Source organism: Amycolatopsis sp. QT-25 (genome assembly GCF_029369745.1).
Classification (GTDB): Bacteria; Actinomycetota; Actinomycetes; order Mycobacteriales; family Pseudonocardiaceae; genus Amycolatopsis.
The window spans coordinates 7,465,512-7,483,629 of record NZ_CP120210.1 but is presented as its reverse complement, the minus strand read 5'-3'; the positions used below and the strand labels follow the sequence as shown (position 1 = coordinate 7,483,629).

Sequence of the window (18,118 nt, the reverse complement as noted above, 5' to 3'; positions counted from 1 at the left end):
GCACCTGGTTGCGATAGTTGCCCGCGCAACGATCGCAACCAGGTGCCGAATTGCGATGTTAGGTTGCGCGTGTGGCTGAAGAACTGACATTCGACATCCCGGTGGGGGCCGGGGTGGGCACCCGGGCCAACGCCGGCGGCGAGCCGGTGACGCCCAAGGACGCGGCGACCGTGATCCTCCTCCGCGACGGCACCGGCGGCGTCGAGGTCTTCCTGCAACATCGCGTGAAAGGCATGCCGTTCGCGGGCGGGATGACCGTCTTCCCCGGCGGTGGCGTGGATTCCCGGGATGTCGACACCTCGGTGAGCTGGGCGGGCCCGGAGCCCGCCTGGTGGGCGGAACGCTTCGGTTGCGACGAATCGCTGGCCCGTGCCCTCGTGTGCGCGGCCGTGCGGGAGACGTTCGAGGAGTCGGGCGTGCTGCTCGCGAGCGTGGGGGACACCGTCGTCACCGACACGACGCCGTACCACGACGCCCGCGAGAAGCTGGTCTCGCGCGAACTCTCGCTCGCCGCGTTCCTCGAGGCGAACGGCCTGACGCTGCGCGCGGATCTCCTGCGCCCGTGGGCGAACTGGGTCACCCCGCCGCAGGAACCGCGCCGTTACGACACCTGCTTCTTCATTGCCGTGCTGCCCGAGGGACAGGAGGCGGACGGCGCCACCTCCGAAGCCGTCAGCTCCGGTTGGCAGCGGCCCGGAGAGGCCATCGCCGACGCCAAGGAAGGGCGCCGCATGCTCATGCCCCCGACCTGGATCACCCTCGCGGAACTGAGCGAGTTCGACTCCTCGGCCGCGGCACAGGCCGTCGAGCGCGAGATCGTGAAGATCATGCCGACGCTGGTGCGTGACGGCGACAAGGTCCGCGTCGTCCTGGATCCGGCGTGAGCGCCCCCGCGTACGGCGTGCTGCGCCAGGTCACGCCCACGGCTTCCGTGCTGCTGGAGCACAACCCGTCGTCTATGACGTTGGAGGGCACCAACTCCTGGGTGCTGCGCGGCGCCGGCGCGTCCGGCTCCGTGGTCGTCGACCCCGGTCACGAGGACGTCGAGCACCTGACGCTGCTGGCGGAGACCGGCGCCGTCGAGCTGATCATCTTGACCCACCATCATCCGGACCACGCCGAGGGCGCGCCCTGGTTCGCCGAACGCGTCGGCGCCGAAGTACGGGCCTTCGACGAGTCGCTCTGCGTCGGCGGCAAGTCCCTTGTGGACGGTGAAGTGATCGAGGCCGGTGGCGTCCGGTTGTCGGTGCTGCACACGCCTGGCCACACCGGCGACTCGATCTGCCTGGTGTCCGACGGGCAGATCCTGACCGGTGACACCATCCTCGGCCGCGGTACCACCGTGCTGGACGATCTCGGTGACTACCTGCGCTCCTTGCGGAAGCTCATCGCACTGCCCGGCGGCACCCTCGGCCTGCCCGGCCACGGCCCGGAACTGCCCGACCTGGCCGCGACCGCGCGCGCATATCTGGCGCACCGGGAAGAACGGCTCGACCAGGTGCGGTCGGCCGTGGAGAAGCTCGGCGCGGACGCCACTCCGCGCCAGGTCGTCGAGGTCGTCTACGCCGACGTCGACAAGGCTCTGTGGGCGCCCGCAGAGTGGAGTGTGCAGGCACAGTTGGACTACCTGAGGTCGGAGGACGGCGAATGAGTGACGTCGAGGTCGAGTTCTACTGGCGCCCCGGATGCGGGTTCTGCGCCGCGTTGGAGCGTCCGCTGTCGAAGAGCGGCTTCAAGGTGAAGCGGGTCAACATCTGGGAGGATCCGGACGCGGCCGCACGGGTGCGTTCGGTGGCGAACGGGAACGAGGTCGTGCCGACGGTCTTCGTGGGTTCGAAGGCGATGGTGAACCCTTCGTTCGGTGAGATCGAGGCCGCCGTGAAGGCCGCTTCCGCCTGACGCTCGGGCTCGGGCTCGGGCTCGGGCTCGTAAAGAGTGCTATGAAAGGTCCCTTCCTGGCAAAATTTGCCAGGAAGGGACCTTTCATAGCACTGGTGCTAGCGCGGAAGCATCGGCATCACGTAGTACGTCAGGTCCACTTCGCCCGGCTCGACGGAGCGGATGACGCAGGCCCGCATGCCGGGCTGGATGTCGAGCCGCACCCACTCCCCGGCGAACCCCTGCAGCGCGTCCAGCAGGTAGCGCGCTTGGAACGAGGGCGACGTCCGGCCGCCCGAGACCTCGGCCTTCAAGATCACCTCGGCCTCGCCGGTGTCCTGTTTGGCGCTGGCCAGCCGCACCTGCGAGTCGCCGATCTCCAGTGTCAGCACCCGGCGCTCGTCCGCGTAGACGCCCACCCGGCGCACGGCGGCGGCCAGCGCGTCGGCGGCGACCTCGACCTTCGTGTCCACAGTGGACGACTCGATCAGCTTCTCCGACAGGAATCCCGCGTCGAGGACGGCGGTGGTGACGGTGACTCCGGCCCAGCTCAGGCCGAACCGGGTCCTGTCGCCGTGCAGGCCGACGGTGCCGCGAGCCTGCTTCGCCGTCTCGGCCAGCAGGCCTGCCGGGACGAGCGCGTCGATCGGCTCGCCTGCGGAACGCAGCGGCAGGGTGGCGACGGCCATCCGGTACCGGTCGGACGCCGTCAGTCGCAGCTCGCGGCCGAAGCTCTGCACCCGGACACCGGTGAACATCGGCAGCGCGTCGTCCTTCGCGGCCGTGCCCGCGACCGTGCGCAACGCGGTCACCAGCGCGTGACCATCCACTTCGGACACCTTCGGCGGCATTTTCGTGAGGGTGAGTTCGCGGCTCAGCAACGGAAGCGCGAACCGGCCGCCGTCCACGCGCACGGCCAGCCGGGATCCCTCGACGACCAGGCGCACCAGCTCGTCGTCGAGCATCCGCAGCGTTTCCGCGAGCGGCCCGGCGGGGACGAGGACTTCGCCCTCGGTGTGGACCATGGCGTCGCAGATCAGCCGGACCGCTCGTTCGCCGTCGCTGCCGCCGACGGTCAGGCCTTCCCGCCCGGCGCGCAGGAGCAGACCGGAGCGGGCCGACAGCAACCGTGCGGCGGCGGAAACGGCGGACGAGAGGGAACGGGTGCCGGCAGTCAGGTCCATGCCCGCAAGTTAGCGGGTGGCACCGACAAGTTCGGCGGTTTCGGCGACGGCCCCGGACGGCCACGGGCGGAAGGTGCCGCGCATCAGCCACACCACCGCGGCGAGGGCGAACCCGACGGCGCCGGCGGCGAGGAACGCGGCTTCGTGTCCGGCGTGCTCGACGAGGTAACCGCTGATCGACTGCCCGAACGCGAGGCCGAGGGTCACCGCGGTGAGCACCCAGCCGAACGCTTCGGCCGCCGTACCCTTCGGCGCGGCGATCTCGATGGCCGCCGAGTGCGTCGTCGACTGGGGCGTGATGAGCGCGCCCGCGGCGAGCATGGCGAGCGCCAGCCCCCACAGCGAGCCCGGCAGCGCGAGCAGCGCCACCAGTGCGCCGAAGCCCGCGAGCAGCACCGGAAGCCGCAAGCCCATCTGACGCGGCCATGGCCGCAGGCTGTACGCGACGCCGAACGCGACCGAGCTGACCGACCAGGCCGAGAGCAGCAGCCCGCCGATGGAGGTGTTCCCCGCTTCGGTGGCGGCCGCGGGGACGGCGACCTCGACGAACCCGATCACGGCGCCGAAGCCCAGCGCGGCGATCGCGAGCGTGCGCATCCCCGGGCTGGCCAGCGCGCCGAGCAGTTTGCCGCCCGAAGACGGCGACGGGCCCCAGGCCCGCACGGTCGGATTCAGCGCGAACAGCGCCGCGCCCGCGATCATCGTCAGCGAACCCGCCACGATGCCCGTGCCCGCCCACGGCGCGGCGATCAGCAGTCCGGCGAACCCGGGGCCGAGGATGAAGAAGACCTCCATGCTGATCGCTTCGTAGGAGAACGCGGCGTTCCGCGTCGGCCCGGCGGGCAGCAGCCGTGTCCACAGCGCACGGGAGGCCGAACCGACCATCGGTTCCGTGATCCCGGTGCCGAAGGCGAGCGGGACCAGGACCAGGGTCGGCGCGTGTGCCTCGATCGCGAAGACGAGCCCCGTCATCGCCAGCGCGAAGAACACCGTGGTGATCAGCAGCGGCCGTGTCGGGCCGAAGCGGTCGATGAGCCGTCCCTGCAGGACCGCGCCGACGGAGACGCCCACCAGCGACCCGGCCGAAACCAGTCCGGCCGAGGCGAAGGAGCCCGTCTCGCGCTGGACGTAGAGCAGCGCGGAGATGCCGATCATCGCGATCGGCAGGCGGGCGAGCAGGGACGCGATCACCGCCCCGCGGGATCCGGGCGCGGTCAGCGCGGCTCGATAGTCGGCGAGGGAGGTTCGGTGGCTCTCGGCGGAAGCGGACACAGACTGGGACACGCGTACCAGTATGAACTACTTTGGTACGCAAGTACCAGTTATACGGCGGTAAGTTCGGTCACCGCCGAAGTCGGCGAACCGAGCGAGTTCGTCACGATCGGATAACAGTCGGGCCATTCTGGGTCATTCGGGGCAACAAATCGACGCAGATGGCGTCCTTGAGGGTGAAAGAACTTGAGTTCACGGCCGTCGGCCGTGGATGGTTGTACGACAACCACACAGTCTCCAGCTCCTCCGGCGTACGGGTCGGGGCCTTGTTCCGGAGGACGGGGAAGCGCGGATCGTCGGGGGATGGCCCGCGCACAGCGAAGAGCCGGTGCGCCACGTCGGGGGTGGCGCCCGGCTCTTCGTTGTGTCCGGACACGCAATTCGGCACCTGCTTGCGGTACTTGCACGTGCAAGCACCGCAAGCAGGTGCCGAATTGCGGGGCTGGGGTGGCCCTAGCGGGCGCGGCGGGCCAGGCGCTCCGGGTCCAGGATCAGGACGCTCTTGCCCTCGAGCCGCAACCAGCCACGGTGCGCGAAGTCGGCGAGCGCCTTGTTGACGGTCTCGCGCGAAGCGCCGACGTACTGGGCGATCTCTTCCTGCGTCAGGTCGTGCGTGACCCGCAGCAGGCCGGCCTCCTGGCTGCCGAACCGCTGGGCGAGCTGCAGCAGCGCGCGCGCCACGCGTCCGGGGACGTCGGTGAAGATCAGCTCGGCGACCATGTTGTTCGTCCGGCGCAGCCTGCGGGCGACCACGCGCAGTAACTGCTCGGCGATCTCCGGGCGGGTGGAGATCCACTGCCGCAAGGCCGGGCGGTCCATCGTCACCGCGCGGACCTCGGTGACGGTCGTCGCGCTGGACGTCCGCGGGCCGGGGTCGAAAATGGACAGCTCGCCGAACATGTCGGACGGGCCGAAGATGCCCAGCAGGTTCTCGCGGCCGTCGGGTGACTTGCGGCCGATCTTCACCTTGCCGGACTGGATGATGTAAAGCTTGTCGCCGGGTTCACCCTCGTTGAAGATGACATGCCCGCGCGGGAACTCCACGGATTCCAAGGTCTGTGCCAGCGCCTCGGCGGCTGCCGGCTCAACACCCTGGAAAATGCCCGCTCGGGCCAGGGTTTCGTCCACCTCGGGTGCCTCCTCATCGAGATACGACGTCGATCCTCATTCTGCCGAGGACCGTGTCGTCGATCACTTTTCGCGTCAGTCTAGGTCGTGCGCGCGAGATCGCTCGTCGGCACGCCGAACGTGCGCGCGTGCCCGGAACGATCTCGCTCGAACGTGGAGCCTAACTCCGTACGCGCCGCGCGCGAAGCCTGGCCGCCTTCCCGCCGAGCCTGCGCAGCCGGAAAAGCTCGAGCGCACGCCCGATCCCGTGTCCGTAAAGGGCCCTGACCTCGTTGGGCTGCGCCTGCTCGAGAAACTCCTCGACTTCGTTCTCCTGCACCGCGACGTGCTTGAGCCGGGTTTCCACGCGTTCCATGAACAGCGCGAAGAACATGATCACCAAGGGGACGAGGATGACGAACCAGACGGTCATGCGCCCTGCCCCGGGAATTCCGAAAAGTTGTGCATTACTCCAGATCCTCGCTCATGGCGTCCTCGATCGAAGGGCCGAGGTGGTGCTCTGGCGTGTCGGTCGTCGACCGGCGGGTGCTCCCACCGGCTCGTCCGATGGCGCCCGTAGGCTATCGGGGTGCCTCCTGCCCCCACCAACGCCCCCCGTGCGGGGGGCAAGGGTGAAAGCCGGCTCGCAGTCGTGAGACGCGCCAGGCGGATGAAGCGTTGCCTCGACGACGAGTTCCCCGACGCGCACTGTGAGCTCGACTTCACCACTCCACTCGAACTGCTGGTCGCGGTCGTGCTGTCGGCGCAGACCACCGACGTCCGCGTGAATCAGGTCACGCCCGCGCTTTTCGCGCGCTATCGAACCGCCGCCGATTTCGCCGGCGCCGACCGCGCCGAACTCGAGGAGTACCTCCGGCCGACGGGGTTCTTCCGTGCCAAGGCGAACTCGCTGCTGGGCCTGGGTGCCGCGCTGGTGGAACGCTACGACGGCGAAGTGCCCGGCAAGCTGGAGGACCTCGTCACGCTGCCCGGTGTCGGCCGCAAGACGGCCAACGTCGTGCTCGGTGACGCCTTCGGGGTCCCGGGGATCACCGTCGACACCCACTTCGGCCGCCTGGTCCGCCGCTGGGGCTGGACCGAGGAGGAAGACCCGGTCAAGGTCGAGCGCGCCGTCGCCGAGCTGATCCCGCGCAAGGAGTGGACGCTCCTCTCGCACCGGACGATCTTCCACGGCCGTCGGGTCTGCCACGCCCGCAAACCCGCCTGTGGCGCTTGCCCGCTGGCGAAGATGTGCCCTTCGTACGGCATCGGTCCGACGGACTTCGAAGAGGCCGCGAAGCTGGTCAAGGGTGAAGAGCGCGACCACATCCTCGACCTGGCGGCGCGCCGGTGACCAGGGTCACCAAACTGGCCCTCGGTGCCGCGGTGCTGGTGGTGGCCCTGATCGTCGCGTTGCTCACCACCCGTGACGCCCAGGAACCCGCCAAGACGTCGGGGGATCTCACGGCCGCCCGTGCGAAGGCCGCGCTCGCCTCCTGCCCGCCACCAGGGCCGGGCGAGGTGGCGAAGCTGCGCGGGGTCGACGTCGAATGTCTCGGCGACGGCTCCCGGGTCGACCTCGCCAAGGTGCTCTCCGGCGGTCCCGTGCTGGTCAACCTGTGGGCGTCGTGGTGCGAGCCGTGCCGCGCCGAACTGCCGCTGTTGCAGGAATACGCCGCGCTGCCGGGTGCCGCCCGGGTGCTCCTCGTCCAGGTGGCGAGCTCGGGGGCCGACGGGCTGGCGATGCTGGCCGAGCTGGATGTCCGGCTGCCCTCGGTGTTCGACGGTGACGGGCGGTCGGGTCCGGCGCGGACGGCACTGAAGGTCCCTTCCTCCCTTCCCGCGACGTACCTGGTCACGGCGGGCGGTGACGTCCGGCTCATCGAGAACCCACGCGTCTTCCTGGACACTGACCAGGTGCGCGCCGCTGTGGAAGGGAAACCATGACCGGCCCCCTCGTGGCCGCCGAAGCCGTGCCCGCCTGGTTGCAGCCGCTGGTCAAGATCAGCGGGGAGGTCGACGCGGCCACCTTCAGCCGGTTCAGCGTGCCGCCGGACGCGAGCTACCGGTCCGCGTCCGTCCTGATGCTCTTCGGCGAGGGCCCGCAGGGGCCGGACGTGCTGCTCCAGCGCCGCGCCGACACCCTCGGCTCGCACGCGGGCCAGGTCTCCTTCCCCGGTGGGGGCGCCGAACCGGAGGACGACGGGCCGGTCGGCACCGCGTTGCGCGAGGCGGAGGAGGAGACCGGCGTCGAACCCGGCGGCGTGCTGCCGCTGGCGATCTTCCCGGAACTGTTCGTGCCGGTGTCGGCCTTCGCGGTGACGCCGGTGCTCGCTTACTGGCGGACACCGTCCCCGGTGCACGCCGTCGACCCCGGCGAGACGGCGGCGGTGGCCAGGGTGCCGGTCGCCGAACTCACCGACCCGGCCAACCGGTTCCAGGTCACGCGCAAGGGCTATGACTGGAAGGGGCCCGCGTTCGACGTCGGCGGGTTGTTCGTGTGGGGCTTCACGGGCGGTCTGCTGGCGATGACGTTGTCGCTCGGGGGCTGGGAACGGGACTGGGACCACGGCGACGTCCGGGACCTTGACGTAGCGTTGGCCGAACATCAGGCGCGGGTCGACGGGCGGCAAGTGCCGGAGAAGGAGTAGGCGCCGGTGAACTGGGTCGACGTACTGGTGATCCTTCTCGCGCTGCTGGCGGGTGTGTCCGGCGCGTTCCAGGGGGTGATCATCGCCCTGCCGTCGCTGGTCGGCGTGGTGCTCGGCGCGCTCGCGGGGATCAAGATCGCGCCGCTGATCGTCGAACTCTTCGAACATCCGGCGGCGAAGGTCGCCTTCGCGGTGGCGACCGTGGTTTTCCTGGTCGCGCTCGGGGAGACCCTCGGCGTCTGGGCGGGCCGGAGACTGCGGCAGAAGATCAACCCGGACAAGCTTTCCGGTGTCGACAAGACGCTCGGCGCGGTGGTGCAGGCCGCCGTGGTGTTCGTGGTCGCGTGGCTGATCGCCACGCCGCTCACGGCCGTCTCGGGAGTGCCGGGGCTGGCGAAGTCGATCAACAGCTCGGTCGTGCTCGGCGAGGTCAACGACGTCATGCCGGGCGCGGCGCAGGGCTTCCCGAGCGAACTGCGCAAACTGCTCGACGCGTCGGGCTTCCCGTCCATTGTGGACCCGTTCCAGAAGCCGAACGTCGAGGACACCGGCCCGCCGGACACCGCACTGCAGGCGAGCGCGATCGTCAAACAGGTGCACCGCAGCGTCGTGAAGATCCGCGGGAACGCGAGTTCGTGCTCGCGGGCGCTGGAAGGCAGCGGATTCGTCGTCGCGCCGCAGCGGGTGATGACGAACGCGCACGTCGTCGCGGGCACCGACGAGGTCGCCATCGAGTCGACTTCGGGCAAGTTCCCGGCCAGGGTCGTCTACTTCGATCCCGAGGCCGACGTGGCCGTGCTCGCGGTGCCGAGGCTCCAGGCGCCGGTGCTGCCGTTCACGCCACGGGTGGCGCGGGCAGGCGACAACGCGATCGTGCTCGGCTACCCGCTCGACGGCCCGTACACCGCGACCCCGGCCAGGGTGCGCGGCCGGATCAACCTGCGCGGCCCGGACATCTACGAGTCCAACACCGTGCAGCGTGACGTGTTCACCGTGCGCGGGCAGGTCCGCAGCGGCAACTCGGGCGGCCCGATGATCAACCCCGGGGGCGAGGTCATCGGGGTCGTCTTCGGCGCGGCCGTCGAAGATCCGGAGACCGGCTTCACGCTGACTTCGGAGCAGGTGCGGCCCGTGGTGGAGACGGCTCCGGCGTTGAGCGCGAACGCGTCGACCGGTCCCTGCGCGAACTAGCCCTCCTCGGCCGCCCCCTCCCGGCTGAGATGAAGGACGCTTTCCTGGCAAAATTTGCCAGGAAAGCGTCCTTCATAGCGCGCGGAGGGGGCCTCAGGAGCCAGAGAGTCCCTCGCGCCAAGAAGCGACGGCCTCCTCCACGTCCAGCGGCCGTGCCCGCAGCACCGGACCGCCGGCCGGACGCCGGTGCTCGGCGCGGATCCGTTCGTTCAGGTCCTCGACGATCTCCCGCACCCGCGCCTCACGACGCACCCGCGCCAGCGTGTCCGGCAGGTCGTCGAGCTCCTTCGCGATGGCCAGTGACGGGGGCAGCAGCGCCGAAACGTCGTGCCCTTCGCTGCGGACCTTGTTCACCACCCAGGCCAGCGCCGTGTCGTTGCCGTCGGTTTTCGGCAGCGGCTTCCCCGCGCCGGGAAGGCCTTCGAACTCGCCTCTCGCCTCCGCGGCGCTGACCTGCCGGTCCACCCAGGACTCGAACGACACGCCCGTCGGTTTGCGCTCGGTCATGCTTCCAAGATACGGAGGAAGTCCACCAGCGCGGCCGAAGTGCGCTCCGGGGCCTCCAGATGCGGGAAGTGCCCGATGCCGGGCCAGCGCTCGAGACGAGCATCCGGCGCCCAGCGCCTCGACGCCGCCGCCGTCTCGGGGAGGACGCACCGGTCTTCCTCGCCGTGCAGTTGCAGCACGCGGGGAGCGAAGCGACCTCGCAGCGCTTCACCGAACCGGCGGCCTTCGCCGCGGAACTGCGCACGGAACGCCCATCGGTAGTACTCGAGCGCGCTGTGCGGAACTCCCTGCACGAGCATCGCCTGCCGGAACGTCCGCACGGTCTCGGTGAAGTCGGCCGTGTCCGTCCATTGTGGACCAGACCAGGCGTGGAACAGCTCTTCGACGGCGAGGGCGTCGTCCTTGACCAGCCATTTCTCCGGCGCCATCGGTAGCTGGAACCGGAACAGATGTCCCGAAGCCCGCAGCTGTCCCGGCCGCCGGACGGCCCGGCGCAACGCCAGCGGATGCGCGCCGCCCAGCACGCTGACCGAAGCCACCAGCCGGGGGTGCAGCGCGCCGACCGTCCACGCGAGCATGCCGCCCCAGGCATGGCCGACGAGATGGGCCTTGCGCGCGCCGAGCGACTTGATCAGCCCGCCGACGTCACCGGCCAAGGTCCAGGCGTCGTAGCCGCGCGGGGGCTTGTCCGAGTCGCCGTAGCCGCGCAGGTCGACCGCGATCGCGCGGAACCCGGCGTCGGCGAACGCCGTCAGCTGGTGATGCCAGGTCCACCAGAACTCGGCGAACCCGTGCAGCAACAGGACCACCGGCCCGTCGCCCAGTTCGGCGACGTGCAACCGGATGCCGTTCGCCGAGACGTCACGATGGGTCCACGGGCCGTCGATCCGGACGATCGACGGATCCGGTGTCGCCTGCACCGCTCGAAGACTCAGTCTTGGTCTTCGGCGCCGTGCCGCGGTTTGAACGCGGCGGCGGTGTCCTTGAAGCTGTTGATCGTGCGCTCCGGCGCCTTGATCTTCTTCACCTTGCGATAGCCGAGGAAGCCGGCGACCGCCGTCGAGACGAGCATCAGCCCGAACACGATGAGGAAGGCCGCCCAGCGCTGCAGGAACTCCGACAGCAGCTCGCCGAGGAAGAAAAAGAAGAAGAACGAGCTGTACAGGCCGATGACCAGCGCGACCAGGAAGAAGATGGCGCCTTTGAGGCCCTTCTTCGCCTCCGCGACGACCTCGGACTTGGCCAGCTCGACCTCGGCGCGGATCAGCGTCGAGACGTGTTGTGTGGCATCGCCGACGAGTTTCCCGAGGGACTGCTCGCTCGCTACCACGTCGTCATCGCTCGACAGGGGGAGGTAGGGCACGGCCCCCACGCCGTCGGGACCGGTACGTTCGTGCTTGGGGCTGCTCACACCGGTCATCGTGCCACGTGCCCCGAGCACGGGCGCGGCGGACCGGCGAGTGTCGCCTACTCAATCTTCGCGCGCGTGCACGCGGCTGCGGTGCACCAGCATCGCGGCGGCCGAAAGCGAGGCGATGGCCGAGGCGATCAGCACCGCCGCCTTCGCCAGTTCGACGGCCTCCCCGTCGAGCGCGAGATCGGCGATCAGCAGGCTCACCGTGAACCCGACGCCGCCGAGCATCGACAACGCGCCGATGTCCCGCCAGCCCATCCCCCTGGGTTTCTCCGCGAGTTTGAACTTCACCGCCAGCAGGCTGGCGGTGAAGATGCCGAGCAGCTTGCCGCCGACCAGTCCGATCAGCACGGCCAGCGGCAACGCGGTGGTGAACACCGCTCCGAGCGATTCGCCGTCCACCTTGATCCCGGCCGCGAACAGCGCGAACAACGGCACCGCGACCGCGGCCGACCACGGCTGCAACCGGTGTTCGAGCCGGATCGCGGGCGCGTGCTCCTCGCCCTCGTCGGCGCGGACGCGGGTGAGCAGGCCGAGCGCGACGCCGGCGATGGTGGCGTGAATACCCGCCGAGTGCACCGCGATCCAGGTGATCAAGGCCAGCGGCACGTGGATCCAGGCGCTGCGGACGCGGCGTTTCTGCAGGTAGGCGTACAACGCGAGCGCGACGACGGCGACACCCGCGGCGACGAGGTCGAACTTCGCGGTGAACAGGATCGCGATGACGAGAATGGCACCGAGGTCGTCGACCACCGCGAGGGAGAGCAGGAAGACCCTGGCGCTGTTCGGCAGGTTCGACGCGGTCAACGCCAGGACGCCCAGCGCGAACGCGATGTCCGTGGCGACCGGGATGGCCCACGCGCGTTCGATGCCCGGCGTTCCCCAGCCGACCGCGAGCGCGACCAGCGCCGGGACGACCATGCCGCCGATCGCGGCGACCACCGGCAGGATCGCCTGCTTGAACCGGGAAAGCTCACCGACCACGAGTTCACGTTTGAGTTCGAGCCCGGCGACGAAGAAGAACAGCGCGAGCAGGCCGTCTTTCGCCCAGTCGCCGATCGTCAGGTTCAGGTGGAGGAATTCGGGACCGAGCCGGAAATCGCGGATCGCGCGGTAAAGGTCGTCGACGGGCGAATTGGCCCAGAGCAGGGCGATCGCGGTGGCGCCGAGCAGGATCATCCCGCCGGTCGTCTCCGTGCGCAGGTAGCGGGCGAAATCGGCGACGACGGTCTTCGCTGGGCGGGTGGGGCCGGACAAGGCATCCTCCGGGTTTTTCGGCGACGACGAACACTGTTGCCGACCAGGCTTCCCGGCGCACCTTGACGCCATCTTAACGTCCGAAGAGGCTGGTAGCAGCCCGTTCATGACCGCGACCACACCTCGGATGCGCATCCGCGCACCACGCCGAAGCCGTGCTGAGCCGGAGCCGTGCCGAACCGGAGCAGACGCGCGGGTTCGAGGATCGCTGCCGGGTTCTCTTCGGCCACCACCGCGGCGTCGAGTGCCTGGGAAGACGGCGAAAGAGCTGACTCGGTCATCGACCGGATGGCGCCCCGAGGCCGGTGAGGAGGTCACGCATCGGCCTTCTACCATGCCACTTGACAACGCTGTCTAGCCAAGGACGAGTGTGGTGAGTACCTCTACCGAGGTCGAACGGGACACCAGATTCTTCGGGCACCCACGAGGGCTCGCGAACCTGTTCGGCGTGGAGATGTGGGAACGCTTCTCCTTCTACGGAATGCAGGGGATCCTCGCGATCTACCTGTACTACGAGGCCTCCCGGGGTGGCCTCGGCATGGCGCAGGAGACCGCGCTGGGCATCGTGGGTGCCTACGGCGGTCTCGTCTACCTGTCGGCGGTCGTCGGCGCGTGGGTGGCCGACCGGCTGTTCGGTTCGGAACGGACGTTGTTCTACAGCGCGCTCCTGGTCATGATCGGGCATATCAGCCTGGCGGTACTGCCGGGCTTCGCCGGGATCGGCGTCGGTCTCGCTTGTGTGGCCCTCGGCAGTGGCGGGCTGAAGTCCAACGCGACGGCGATCGTCGGGACGCTCTACGCCGCCGACGACGAGCGGCGTGACGGCGGGTTCACCCTCTTCTACATGGGCATCAACATCGGTGCCTTCGTCGGGCCGCTGCTGACCGGGCTCGCCCAGAAGGAGTTCGGGTTCCACCTCGGCTTCGGCCTGGCGGCGATCGGGATGGCGCTGGGTTTGATCCAGTACACGATCGGCCGCAAGAACCTCGGCGAGAAGGCGCGGGAGATCCCCAATCCGCTGCCGACCTCGAAGCGGGTGCTCGTCGGCGGCGCGGTGCTCGTGGTGGCCGCGCTGATCGTCGTGCTGGTGCTCGCCGGCGTGATCCGGGCGGAGAACCTCGCGAACCTCGTGGTGTGGCTGGTCGGCGTCATTTCGGTGATCTACTTCGTCGTGATCCTGAGCAGCAAGAAGATCACCGCGGACGAGCGCAGCCGGGTGTACTCGTTCATTCCGATGTTCATCGCCAGCGCCGCGTTCTTTTCGCTGTACCAGCAGCAGTTCACCGTCGTGCAGGCCTACACCGACCAGCGGCTCGACCGGGACCTGTTCGGCTGGCAGATGCCGGTGGCCTGGGTCAACTCCATCGTCGCGGTGTTCGTCATCGTCTTCGCGCCGATCTTCGCCGCGATCTGGACGAAACTCGGTTCCCGCCAGCCGTCCTCGCCGATGAAGTTCGTGTTCGGCACCGTGCTGATGGGCGTGGCGTTCCTGCTTTTCCTGCCGATGGTCGGGACGGGGGCGAACGGCAGTCCGCTGCCGGCACTGGTCGGCATTCTCTTCGTGTTCACCGCCGCCGAACTGTTCCTTTCCCCGGTCGGGCTGTCGCTGTCCACGAAGCTGGCACCGACGGCCTTCCGCACGCAGATGGTGGCGTTGAACTTCCTGTCCATCTCGTTCGGTACGGCGATGTCCGGCAAACTCGCGCAGTACTACGACACGCAGGACGAAGCGCCGTACTTCGGGATCGTCGGCGGCGTCGCGATCGCCATCGGTGTCCTGCTGTTGTTCGGCACACCCTTGATCCGCAAGCTGATGAAGGGCGTGCACTGACGCCCTTCATCCCGTGCGGCTACCCGACGGTCGTCCCGGACAGCACGCCGACGTAGTAGGTCACCAGCATCGTCAGCGCGCCGACGCCGACGTTCCGTGCGATCGCGCGGCCGGCGCGGGCGTCGCCGAGTTTCGCGCTGACGATCCCGGTCAGCGCCAGCCCGGCGACGACCGCCGCCGCGCATGCCCAGACCCGCGCCGAGGTCGACGTCCACACGATCGCCGACAACGGCAGTGACGCGCCGACGGTGAACGCCACCAGCGATGCCCAAGCCGCCTGCCACGGACTGGTGAGACGGCCCGGGTCGATGCCGAGTTCGGCCTCGGCGTGTGCCTGCAGCGCGTCCTTTTCGGTCAGTTCGCGGGCGACCTCGGCGGCGAGTTCCGGTGAAAGACCCTTCTGCTCGTAGATTTCCGCGAGTTCGCGTTCTTCGGCCTCCGGCATCTCTTTCAATTCGCGTTCTTCCAGCCGCAACTGGGCACGTTCGGTGTCGCGCTGCGTGCTCACGGAGACGTATTCGCCGCCCGCCATCGAAAGCGCGCCCGCGACGAGGCCCGCGATTCCCGCGGTGGCGATCGTGGTGGAGTCGGTGGTCGCGCCCGCGACGCCGACCACGATGCCCGCCACCGACACGATCCCGTCGTTCGCGCCGAGTACCCCGGCGCGCAGCCAGTTCAGCTTGCCGCTCAAGTCCGCGTGCGGCTCGTGGGGATGCTCGGTCGATACGGTTTCGGTCACCGTTCGAGTGAAACACAAGTGGGTAAGGAGTTCTTGCGAGCTAACCGATCGGTTCGGGCAGCCGACGTACGGTGTAGGCGAGTTCGATCGTCTCGCCGGTCGCCGGGTCGCCCAGTTCCACGCGCCAGGAGTCGGCGAACTGGTCGACGCCGTGCACCATCGGGATGGTCCCCGAGATCAGCACGGTGCCCGGAGCGTGGAGGCCGCGTTCGCGCAGCACGTCCAGCCAGTACGACGGCGGCAGGAGTTCGGCGAGTTTCCCTTGCTGGATCAGGGTTTCCCCGGCCCAGGCGGACAGGGTGAGGTCGTCGAGCCGGTCCTGGACGTCGACGAGCCGCCAGGCCTTGGTGGCGAGTACGTCGGGGCCGGCGTTCTTGCTCCACGCGACGCCGTGTGCTTCGAGCGCGCGGTCGGTGTGGTCGCAGGCGGCGGTCAGGAGGACGTCCTCGGGGGCGGGGCCGGTGATGACGATGGCCCACTCCGCCTCGCCGGAGGTCCGCTCGTGCTGCACCGGGACCTCGTCGGTCTGGCTCGCCAGGTACGGCGCGACCGGGTAAAGCGCCGGGATCACCGAAGGGGCGGGGACGCCGAGTTCGGCCAGTTCGGCCACGTGGGCGGCGACGTCCTCCTGGCTGCGACCGGCGTATCCGGCGTTCAGCAGCGTGTGGACCTCGGTCCGCCGCTCCTGGCCGTCGGGAAGGGTGAAACACAGCTCAGGCATCTGTCCTCCGGAATCGGGGGTTGCGCATACAGCTTGTATACAAGGAGTATATCCGCAATTCAACCCCTCCCGGCGGGGTTGCGGATCTCCTACGGACGGGATGTGGACATGACCTCACCAGCCGGTGACCGGCGCTCGCTGCACAAGGCCTTCGCGGCCAGCCTCTCGGGAACAGCGCTCGAGTGGTACGACTTCGCGGCCTACTCGGTGGCGGCCGCGACGATCTTCGGGCATCTCTTCTTCCCGTCGGAAGATCAGCTCGCGAGCACGATGGCGGCGTTTTCCACCTATGCCGTCGGCTACCTCGCCCGGCCGCTCGGCGGATTCCTCTTCGGTCGCCTCGGCGACGTGCTCGGCCGCAAGCGGATCCTGGTCATGACGCTCGTGCTCACGGGGGTGGCGACGTTCCTCATCGGTGTCCTGCCCACGTACGAGACCATCGGCGGCTTCGCGGCCGTACTGCTCGTCGCGCTGCGGTTCGCGCAGGGTGTCGGCATCGGCGGCGAATGGGGTGGCGCCGTCCTGCTCTCCAGTGAGTTCGGCGATCCGGCCAAACGCGGTTTCTGGGCGTCGGCCGCGCAGATCGGCCCGCCCGCGGGCAACCTGCTCGCGAACGGTGTCCTGGCCGTACTGGCCGCGCTCCTCACCGAGGCCCAGTTCACCAGCTGGGGCTGGCGGATCGCCTTCCTGCTTTCCGGCGCGCTGGTCGGTTTCGGCCTGTGGATCCGGCTCAAGCTGGAGGAAACCCCGGTCTTCAAACAGCTCCAGGAGAGTGGCGAGCGCTCGTCGGCACCGATCTCGGAGGTCTTCCGCACCGAACGCCGCGCACTGGTCGCGGCCGTGCTGATCCGCGTCTGCCCGGACGTGCTGTACGCGCTGTTCACCGTCTTCGTGCTCACCTACGTCACCACGCACACCGGTCTCTCGCGTGGCGCCGGACTGGCCGCGGTGATGATCGGTTCGGCGTTCCAGCTGGTGCTGATGCCGCTGTTCGGCGCGCTTTCCGACCGCGTCTCGCGGCGGAAGATGTACCTGGTCGCGACCATCGCCGCCGGGATCTGGCCGTTCGTGTTCTTCCCGATGGTCAGCGGCGGTTCGTTCGTCATGCTGGCGCTCGGCATCGTGCTCGCCCTCGTCATCCACGCCGCGCTCTACGGCCCGCAGGCCGCGCTGGTCACCGAACAGTTCTCACCGCGTCTGCGCTACACCGGCAGTTCGCTGGCGTACACCCTCGCCGGCGTGCTCGGCGGGGCACCCGCGCCGTTGCTGTTCACGGCGCTGCTGGCCGGCTTCGGCACCTGGGTCGCGATCGGCGTCTACCTGCTCGCCACCGCGGTGGTGACCGTCGTCGGTGTCCTGCTCGCCCGTGACCCGGACCGCGAGGAGGCGGCGGCGATGGAGTCCGTGCGATGACCTGGTCGCCCATGTCCACAGTGGAGGGTCTGCCGCTGATCGGCGGGCCGGGCCGGTTCCGGACGCTCGCCACGGCGGAAGGCGGGCTGGCGTACGAGATCGCCTACCCGGCGGGCGTCGCTTCTCCCGTGCACAGCCACGACCACGACAGCATCGTGTATCTGCTGTCCGGCTCGCTTCGCGGCACTCTCGACGGCCGCGAAGTGGCGCTTGAAGCGGGCGAGACCATCGTCCACCCGCGCGGGGTCCCGCACAGTGTCCAAGCCATTGTGGACAGTCAGTGGATCGAGTTCAAGACGCCGCTGCCTTCGCGGCCGCCGATCGCGGAATGAAAAAAACCGGGGCGGACACTGATATCCAACGTCCGCCCCGGTCGGGAGAAAAGTCTTACGCGTCCAGCTCGGCCAGCGCCAGCTTCGCCTTCTCCAGCTCGGCTTCGAGCTGAGCGACCTTCGCGGCCTGGAGCTCGCGGGCGGCGTTGATGACCTCGTCGATCGGGCCGGACAGGTCGGCGTGCAGTTCCTTGGCGGCGCGGGACACGGCCGCGGCCGGGATCTCCAGGCCCTTCGCGACCCACTTGCTGCCGTTCTTGAGCTCGGCCTGCCACTCGCCGTCGGCGGTGCCGGTGACCGTGAGGGTCAGCTCGACGGTGCGGGTCTTCTTCGCCGTCGTGGCGACCTTCGGACGGCCACGCTTGGGCTTGGGGGACTCCGCCACCTGCTCGTCGGAAGCCGGGGCCTCGTCGGACTGCGGGGCGTCGGTCGTTTCGGGAGTTTCGGCCTTGGACTCGGCCGGGGTCTCGGTGGCCTCCGCCTGCGGCGTCGAGTCGACGGGCGCTTCGGTAGCCGCTTCTTCGGACGCGGCGTCAGTGCGCGTCAAGGCATCCACGGTCATCGTCGGTGTCGTCTCCTTGCCCGGGTATGGGGTGGTACCCGGCACATCCTAGAACAGGC

The 18,118-nt window shown here is 69.2% G+C and carries 22 protein-coding genes; 10 read left to right on the top strand and 12 right to left on the bottom strand.

What is annotated here, in order from left to right:
• The first annotated feature begins 71 nt into the window (after nucleotides 1-71).
• From P3102_RS35070 to P3102_RS35060, 3 genes are read left to right on the top strand one after another with little or no spacing between them, the layout of a single operon-like run.
• Entirely contained in the window at nucleotides 72-884 is an 813-nt protein-coding gene (locus tag P3102_RS35070; RefSeq protein ID WP_276364945.1) for an NUDIX domain-containing protein, read from the top strand.
• A complete protein-coding gene (locus P3102_RS35065) occupies nucleotides 881-1,651 on the top strand; it encodes an MBL fold metallo-hydrolase (RefSeq protein WP_276364944.1) in 771 nt (256 codons plus the stop codon). Before P3102_RS35070 ends, P3102_RS35065 begins: the two co-directional genes overlap by 4 nt.
• On the top strand, nucleotides 1,648-1,899 hold the full coding sequence (locus P3102_RS35060) for a glutaredoxin domain-containing protein (protein ID WP_034314716.1): 252 nt from the start codon (nucleotides 1,648-1,650) through the stop codon (nucleotides 1,897-1,899). The genes P3102_RS35065 and P3102_RS35060 overlap by 4 nt, the downstream gene beginning before the upstream one ends.
• Before the next feature lie 98 nt (nucleotides 1,900-1,997).
• Here P3102_RS35060 and P3102_RS35055 read toward each other — a convergent pair whose 3' ends face one another.
• The 4 genes from P3102_RS35055 to P3102_RS35040 all read right to left on the bottom strand — a co-directional run bounded on the left by P3102_RS35055 (nucleotide 1,998) and on the right by P3102_RS35040 (nucleotide 5,874).
• On the bottom strand, nucleotides 1,998-3,062 hold the full coding sequence (locus P3102_RS35055; protein ID WP_276364943.1) for a DNA polymerase III subunit beta: 1,065 nt from the start codon (nucleotides 3,060-3,062) through the stop codon (nucleotides 1,998-2,000).
• 9 nt (nucleotides 3,063-3,071) lie between these two features.
• Complete coding sequence (locus tag P3102_RS35050; RefSeq protein ID WP_276364942.1) at nucleotides 3,072-4,346, bottom strand: MFS transporter; 1,275 nt, start codon at nucleotides 4,344-4,346, stop codon at nucleotides 3,072-3,074.
• A 441-nt stretch (nucleotides 4,347-4,787) separates the two neighbouring features.
• A complete protein-coding gene (locus P3102_RS35045; protein ID WP_003081747.1) occupies nucleotides 4,788-5,462 on the bottom strand; it encodes a Crp/Fnr family transcriptional regulator in 675 nt (224 codons plus the stop codon).
• A 160-nt stretch (nucleotides 5,463-5,622) separates the two neighbouring features.
• Entirely contained in the window at nucleotides 5,623-5,874 is a 252-nt protein-coding gene (locus P3102_RS35040; protein ID WP_005166943.1) for a hypothetical protein, read from the bottom strand.
• A gap of 237 nt (nucleotides 5,875-6,111) precedes the next feature.
• Between P3102_RS35040 and nth the strand changes: the two genes are divergently transcribed.
• The 4 genes from nth to P3102_RS35020 are packed head-to-tail and all read left to right on the top strand — an operon-like array spanning nucleotide 6,112 to nucleotide 9,283.
• Nucleotides 6,112-6,795 (top strand): endonuclease III, encoded by a 684-nt coding sequence (gene nth / locus P3102_RS35035; RefSeq protein ID WP_276371488.1) that lies wholly within the window; start codon nucleotides 6,112-6,114, stop codon nucleotides 6,793-6,795.
• Nucleotides 6,792-7,388 (top strand): TlpA disulfide reductase family protein, encoded by a 597-nt coding sequence (locus tag P3102_RS35030; protein WP_276364941.1) that lies wholly within the window; start codon nucleotides 6,792-6,794, stop codon nucleotides 7,386-7,388. The genes nth and P3102_RS35030 overlap by 4 nt, the downstream gene beginning before the upstream one ends.
• On the top strand, nucleotides 7,385-8,092 hold the full coding sequence (locus tag P3102_RS35025; protein WP_276364940.1) for a CoA pyrophosphatase: 708 nt from the start codon (nucleotides 7,385-7,387) through the stop codon (nucleotides 8,090-8,092). The genes P3102_RS35030 and P3102_RS35025 overlap by 4 nt, the downstream gene beginning before the upstream one ends.
• Before the next feature lie 6 nt (nucleotides 8,093-8,098).
• On the top strand, nucleotides 8,099-9,283 hold the full coding sequence (locus P3102_RS35020) for a MarP family serine protease (protein ID WP_276364939.1): 1,185 nt from the start codon (nucleotides 8,099-8,101) through the stop codon (nucleotides 9,281-9,283).
• A gap of 93 nt (nucleotides 9,284-9,376) precedes the next feature.
• On the opposite strand, the gene P3102_RS35015 is transcribed toward P3102_RS35020, so the two are convergent.
• The 5 genes from P3102_RS35015 to P3102_RS34995 form a co-directional block, all read right to left on the bottom strand.
• Entirely contained in the window at nucleotides 9,377-9,790 is a 414-nt protein-coding gene (locus tag P3102_RS35015) for a DUF1992 domain-containing protein (RefSeq protein ID WP_276364938.1), read from the bottom strand.
• On the bottom strand, nucleotides 9,787-10,710 hold the full coding sequence (locus P3102_RS35010; protein ID WP_276364937.1) for an alpha/beta hydrolase: 924 nt from the start codon (nucleotides 10,708-10,710) through the stop codon (nucleotides 9,787-9,789). Before P3102_RS35010 ends, P3102_RS35015 begins: the two co-directional genes overlap by 4 nt.
• Nucleotides 10,711-10,721: 11 nt before the next feature.
• Nucleotides 10,722-11,210 carry a phage holin family protein gene (locus P3102_RS35005; protein ID WP_125786241.1) on the bottom strand — a complete coding sequence of 163 codons (489 nt, stop codon included), beginning with the start codon at nucleotides 11,208-11,210 and terminating at the stop codon, nucleotides 10,722-10,724.
• Nucleotides 11,211-11,261: 51 nt separating this feature from the next.
• Nucleotides 11,262-12,461: a Na+/H+ antiporter NhaA gene (gene nhaA / locus P3102_RS35000; protein ID WP_276364936.1), complete on the bottom strand. Its 1,200-nt coding sequence runs from the start codon at nucleotides 12,459-12,461 to the stop codon at nucleotides 11,262-11,264.
• Nucleotides 12,462-12,565: 104 nt separating this feature from the next.
• Entirely contained in the window at nucleotides 12,566-12,742 is a 177-nt protein-coding gene (locus P3102_RS34995) for a hypothetical protein (protein WP_276364935.1), read from the bottom strand.
• Nucleotides 12,743-12,834: 92 nt separating this feature from the next.
• Here P3102_RS34995 and P3102_RS34990 point away from each other — a divergent pair, with 92 nt between their 5' ends.
• Nucleotides 12,835-14,292: an oligopeptide:H+ symporter gene (locus tag P3102_RS34990; protein WP_276364934.1), complete on the top strand. Its 1,458-nt coding sequence runs from the start codon at nucleotides 12,835-12,837 to the stop codon at nucleotides 14,290-14,292.
• A 19-nt stretch (nucleotides 14,293-14,311) separates the two neighbouring features.
• Here the strand turns inward: P3102_RS34990 and P3102_RS34985 are convergent, their stop codons facing one another.
• Together P3102_RS34985 and P3102_RS34980 are read right to left on the bottom strand one after the other, a co-directional pair.
• Nucleotides 14,312-15,031: a VIT family protein gene (locus P3102_RS34985; protein WP_276364933.1), complete on the bottom strand. Its 720-nt coding sequence runs from the start codon at nucleotides 15,029-15,031 to the stop codon at nucleotides 14,312-14,314.
• 40 nt (nucleotides 15,032-15,071) lie between these two features.
• On the bottom strand, nucleotides 15,072-15,752 hold the full coding sequence (locus P3102_RS34980; RefSeq protein ID WP_276364932.1) for a DUF2848 domain-containing protein: 681 nt from the start codon (nucleotides 15,750-15,752) through the stop codon (nucleotides 15,072-15,074).
• Between the two features lie 108 nt (nucleotides 15,753-15,860).
• Here P3102_RS34980 and P3102_RS34975 point away from each other — a divergent pair, with 108 nt between their 5' ends.
• Complete coding sequence (locus P3102_RS34975) at nucleotides 15,861-17,165, top strand: MFS transporter (protein WP_276364931.1); 1,305 nt, start codon at nucleotides 15,861-15,863, stop codon at nucleotides 17,163-17,165.
• Nucleotides 17,162-17,497: a cupin domain-containing protein gene (locus tag P3102_RS34970; RefSeq protein WP_276364930.1), complete on the top strand. Its 336-nt coding sequence runs from the start codon at nucleotides 17,162-17,164 to the stop codon at nucleotides 17,495-17,497. The genes P3102_RS34975 and P3102_RS34970 overlap by 4 nt, the downstream gene beginning before the upstream one ends.
• Before the next feature lie 55 nt (nucleotides 17,498-17,552).
• Here P3102_RS34970 and P3102_RS34965 read toward each other — a convergent pair whose 3' ends face one another.
• Nucleotides 17,553-18,059, bottom strand: coding sequence for a DUF6319 family protein (locus P3102_RS34965; RefSeq protein WP_276364929.1), 507 nt, complete (start codon nucleotides 18,057-18,059; stop codon nucleotides 17,553-17,555).
• Nucleotides 18,060-18,118 lie beyond the last annotated feature (59 nt).

Coding starts and splice junctions, on each gene's coding strand:
- P3102_RS34995 (WP_276364935.1), bottom strand. CDS start 12,742: ATGACCGAGTCAGCTCTTTCGCCGTCTTCCCAGGCACTCGACGCCGCG.
- P3102_RS35015 (WP_276364938.1), bottom strand. CDS start 9,790: ATGACCGAGCGCAAACCGACGGGCGTGTCGTTCGAGTCCTGGGTGGAC.
- P3102_RS35040 (WP_005166943.1), bottom strand. CDS start 5,874: ATGACCGTCTGGTTCGTCATCCTCGTCCCCTTGGTGATCATGTTCTTC.
- P3102_RS34965 (WP_276364929.1), bottom strand. CDS start 18,059: ATGACCGTGGATGCCTTGACGCGCACTGACGCCGCGTCCGAAGAAGCG.
- P3102_RS35060 (WP_034314716.1), top strand. CDS start 1,648: ATGAGTGACGTCGAGGTCGAGTTCTACTGGCGCCCCGGATGCGGGTTC.
- P3102_RS35055 (WP_276364943.1), bottom strand. CDS start 3,062: ATGGACCTGACTGCCGGCACCCGTTCCCTCTCGTCCGCCGTTTCCGCC.
- nth (WP_276371488.1), top strand. CDS start 6,112: ATGAAGCGTTGCCTCGACGACGAGTTCCCCGACGCGCACTGTGAGCTC.
- P3102_RS34980 (WP_276364932.1), bottom strand. CDS start 15,752: ATGCCTGAGCTGTGTTTCACCCTTCCCGACGGCCAGGAGCGGCGGACC.
- P3102_RS34970 (WP_276364930.1), top strand. CDS start 17,162: ATGACCTGGTCGCCCATGTCCACAGTGGAGGGTCTGCCGCTGATCGGC.
- P3102_RS35025 (WP_276364940.1), top strand. CDS start 7,385: ATGACCGGCCCCCTCGTGGCCGCCGAAGCCGTGCCCGCCTGGTTGCAG.
- P3102_RS35005 (WP_125786241.1), bottom strand. CDS start 11,210: ATGACCGGTGTGAGCAGCCCCAAGCACGAACGTACCGGTCCCGACGGC.
- P3102_RS34975 (WP_276364931.1), top strand. CDS start 15,861: ATGACCTCACCAGCCGGTGACCGGCGCTCGCTGCACAAGGCCTTCGCG.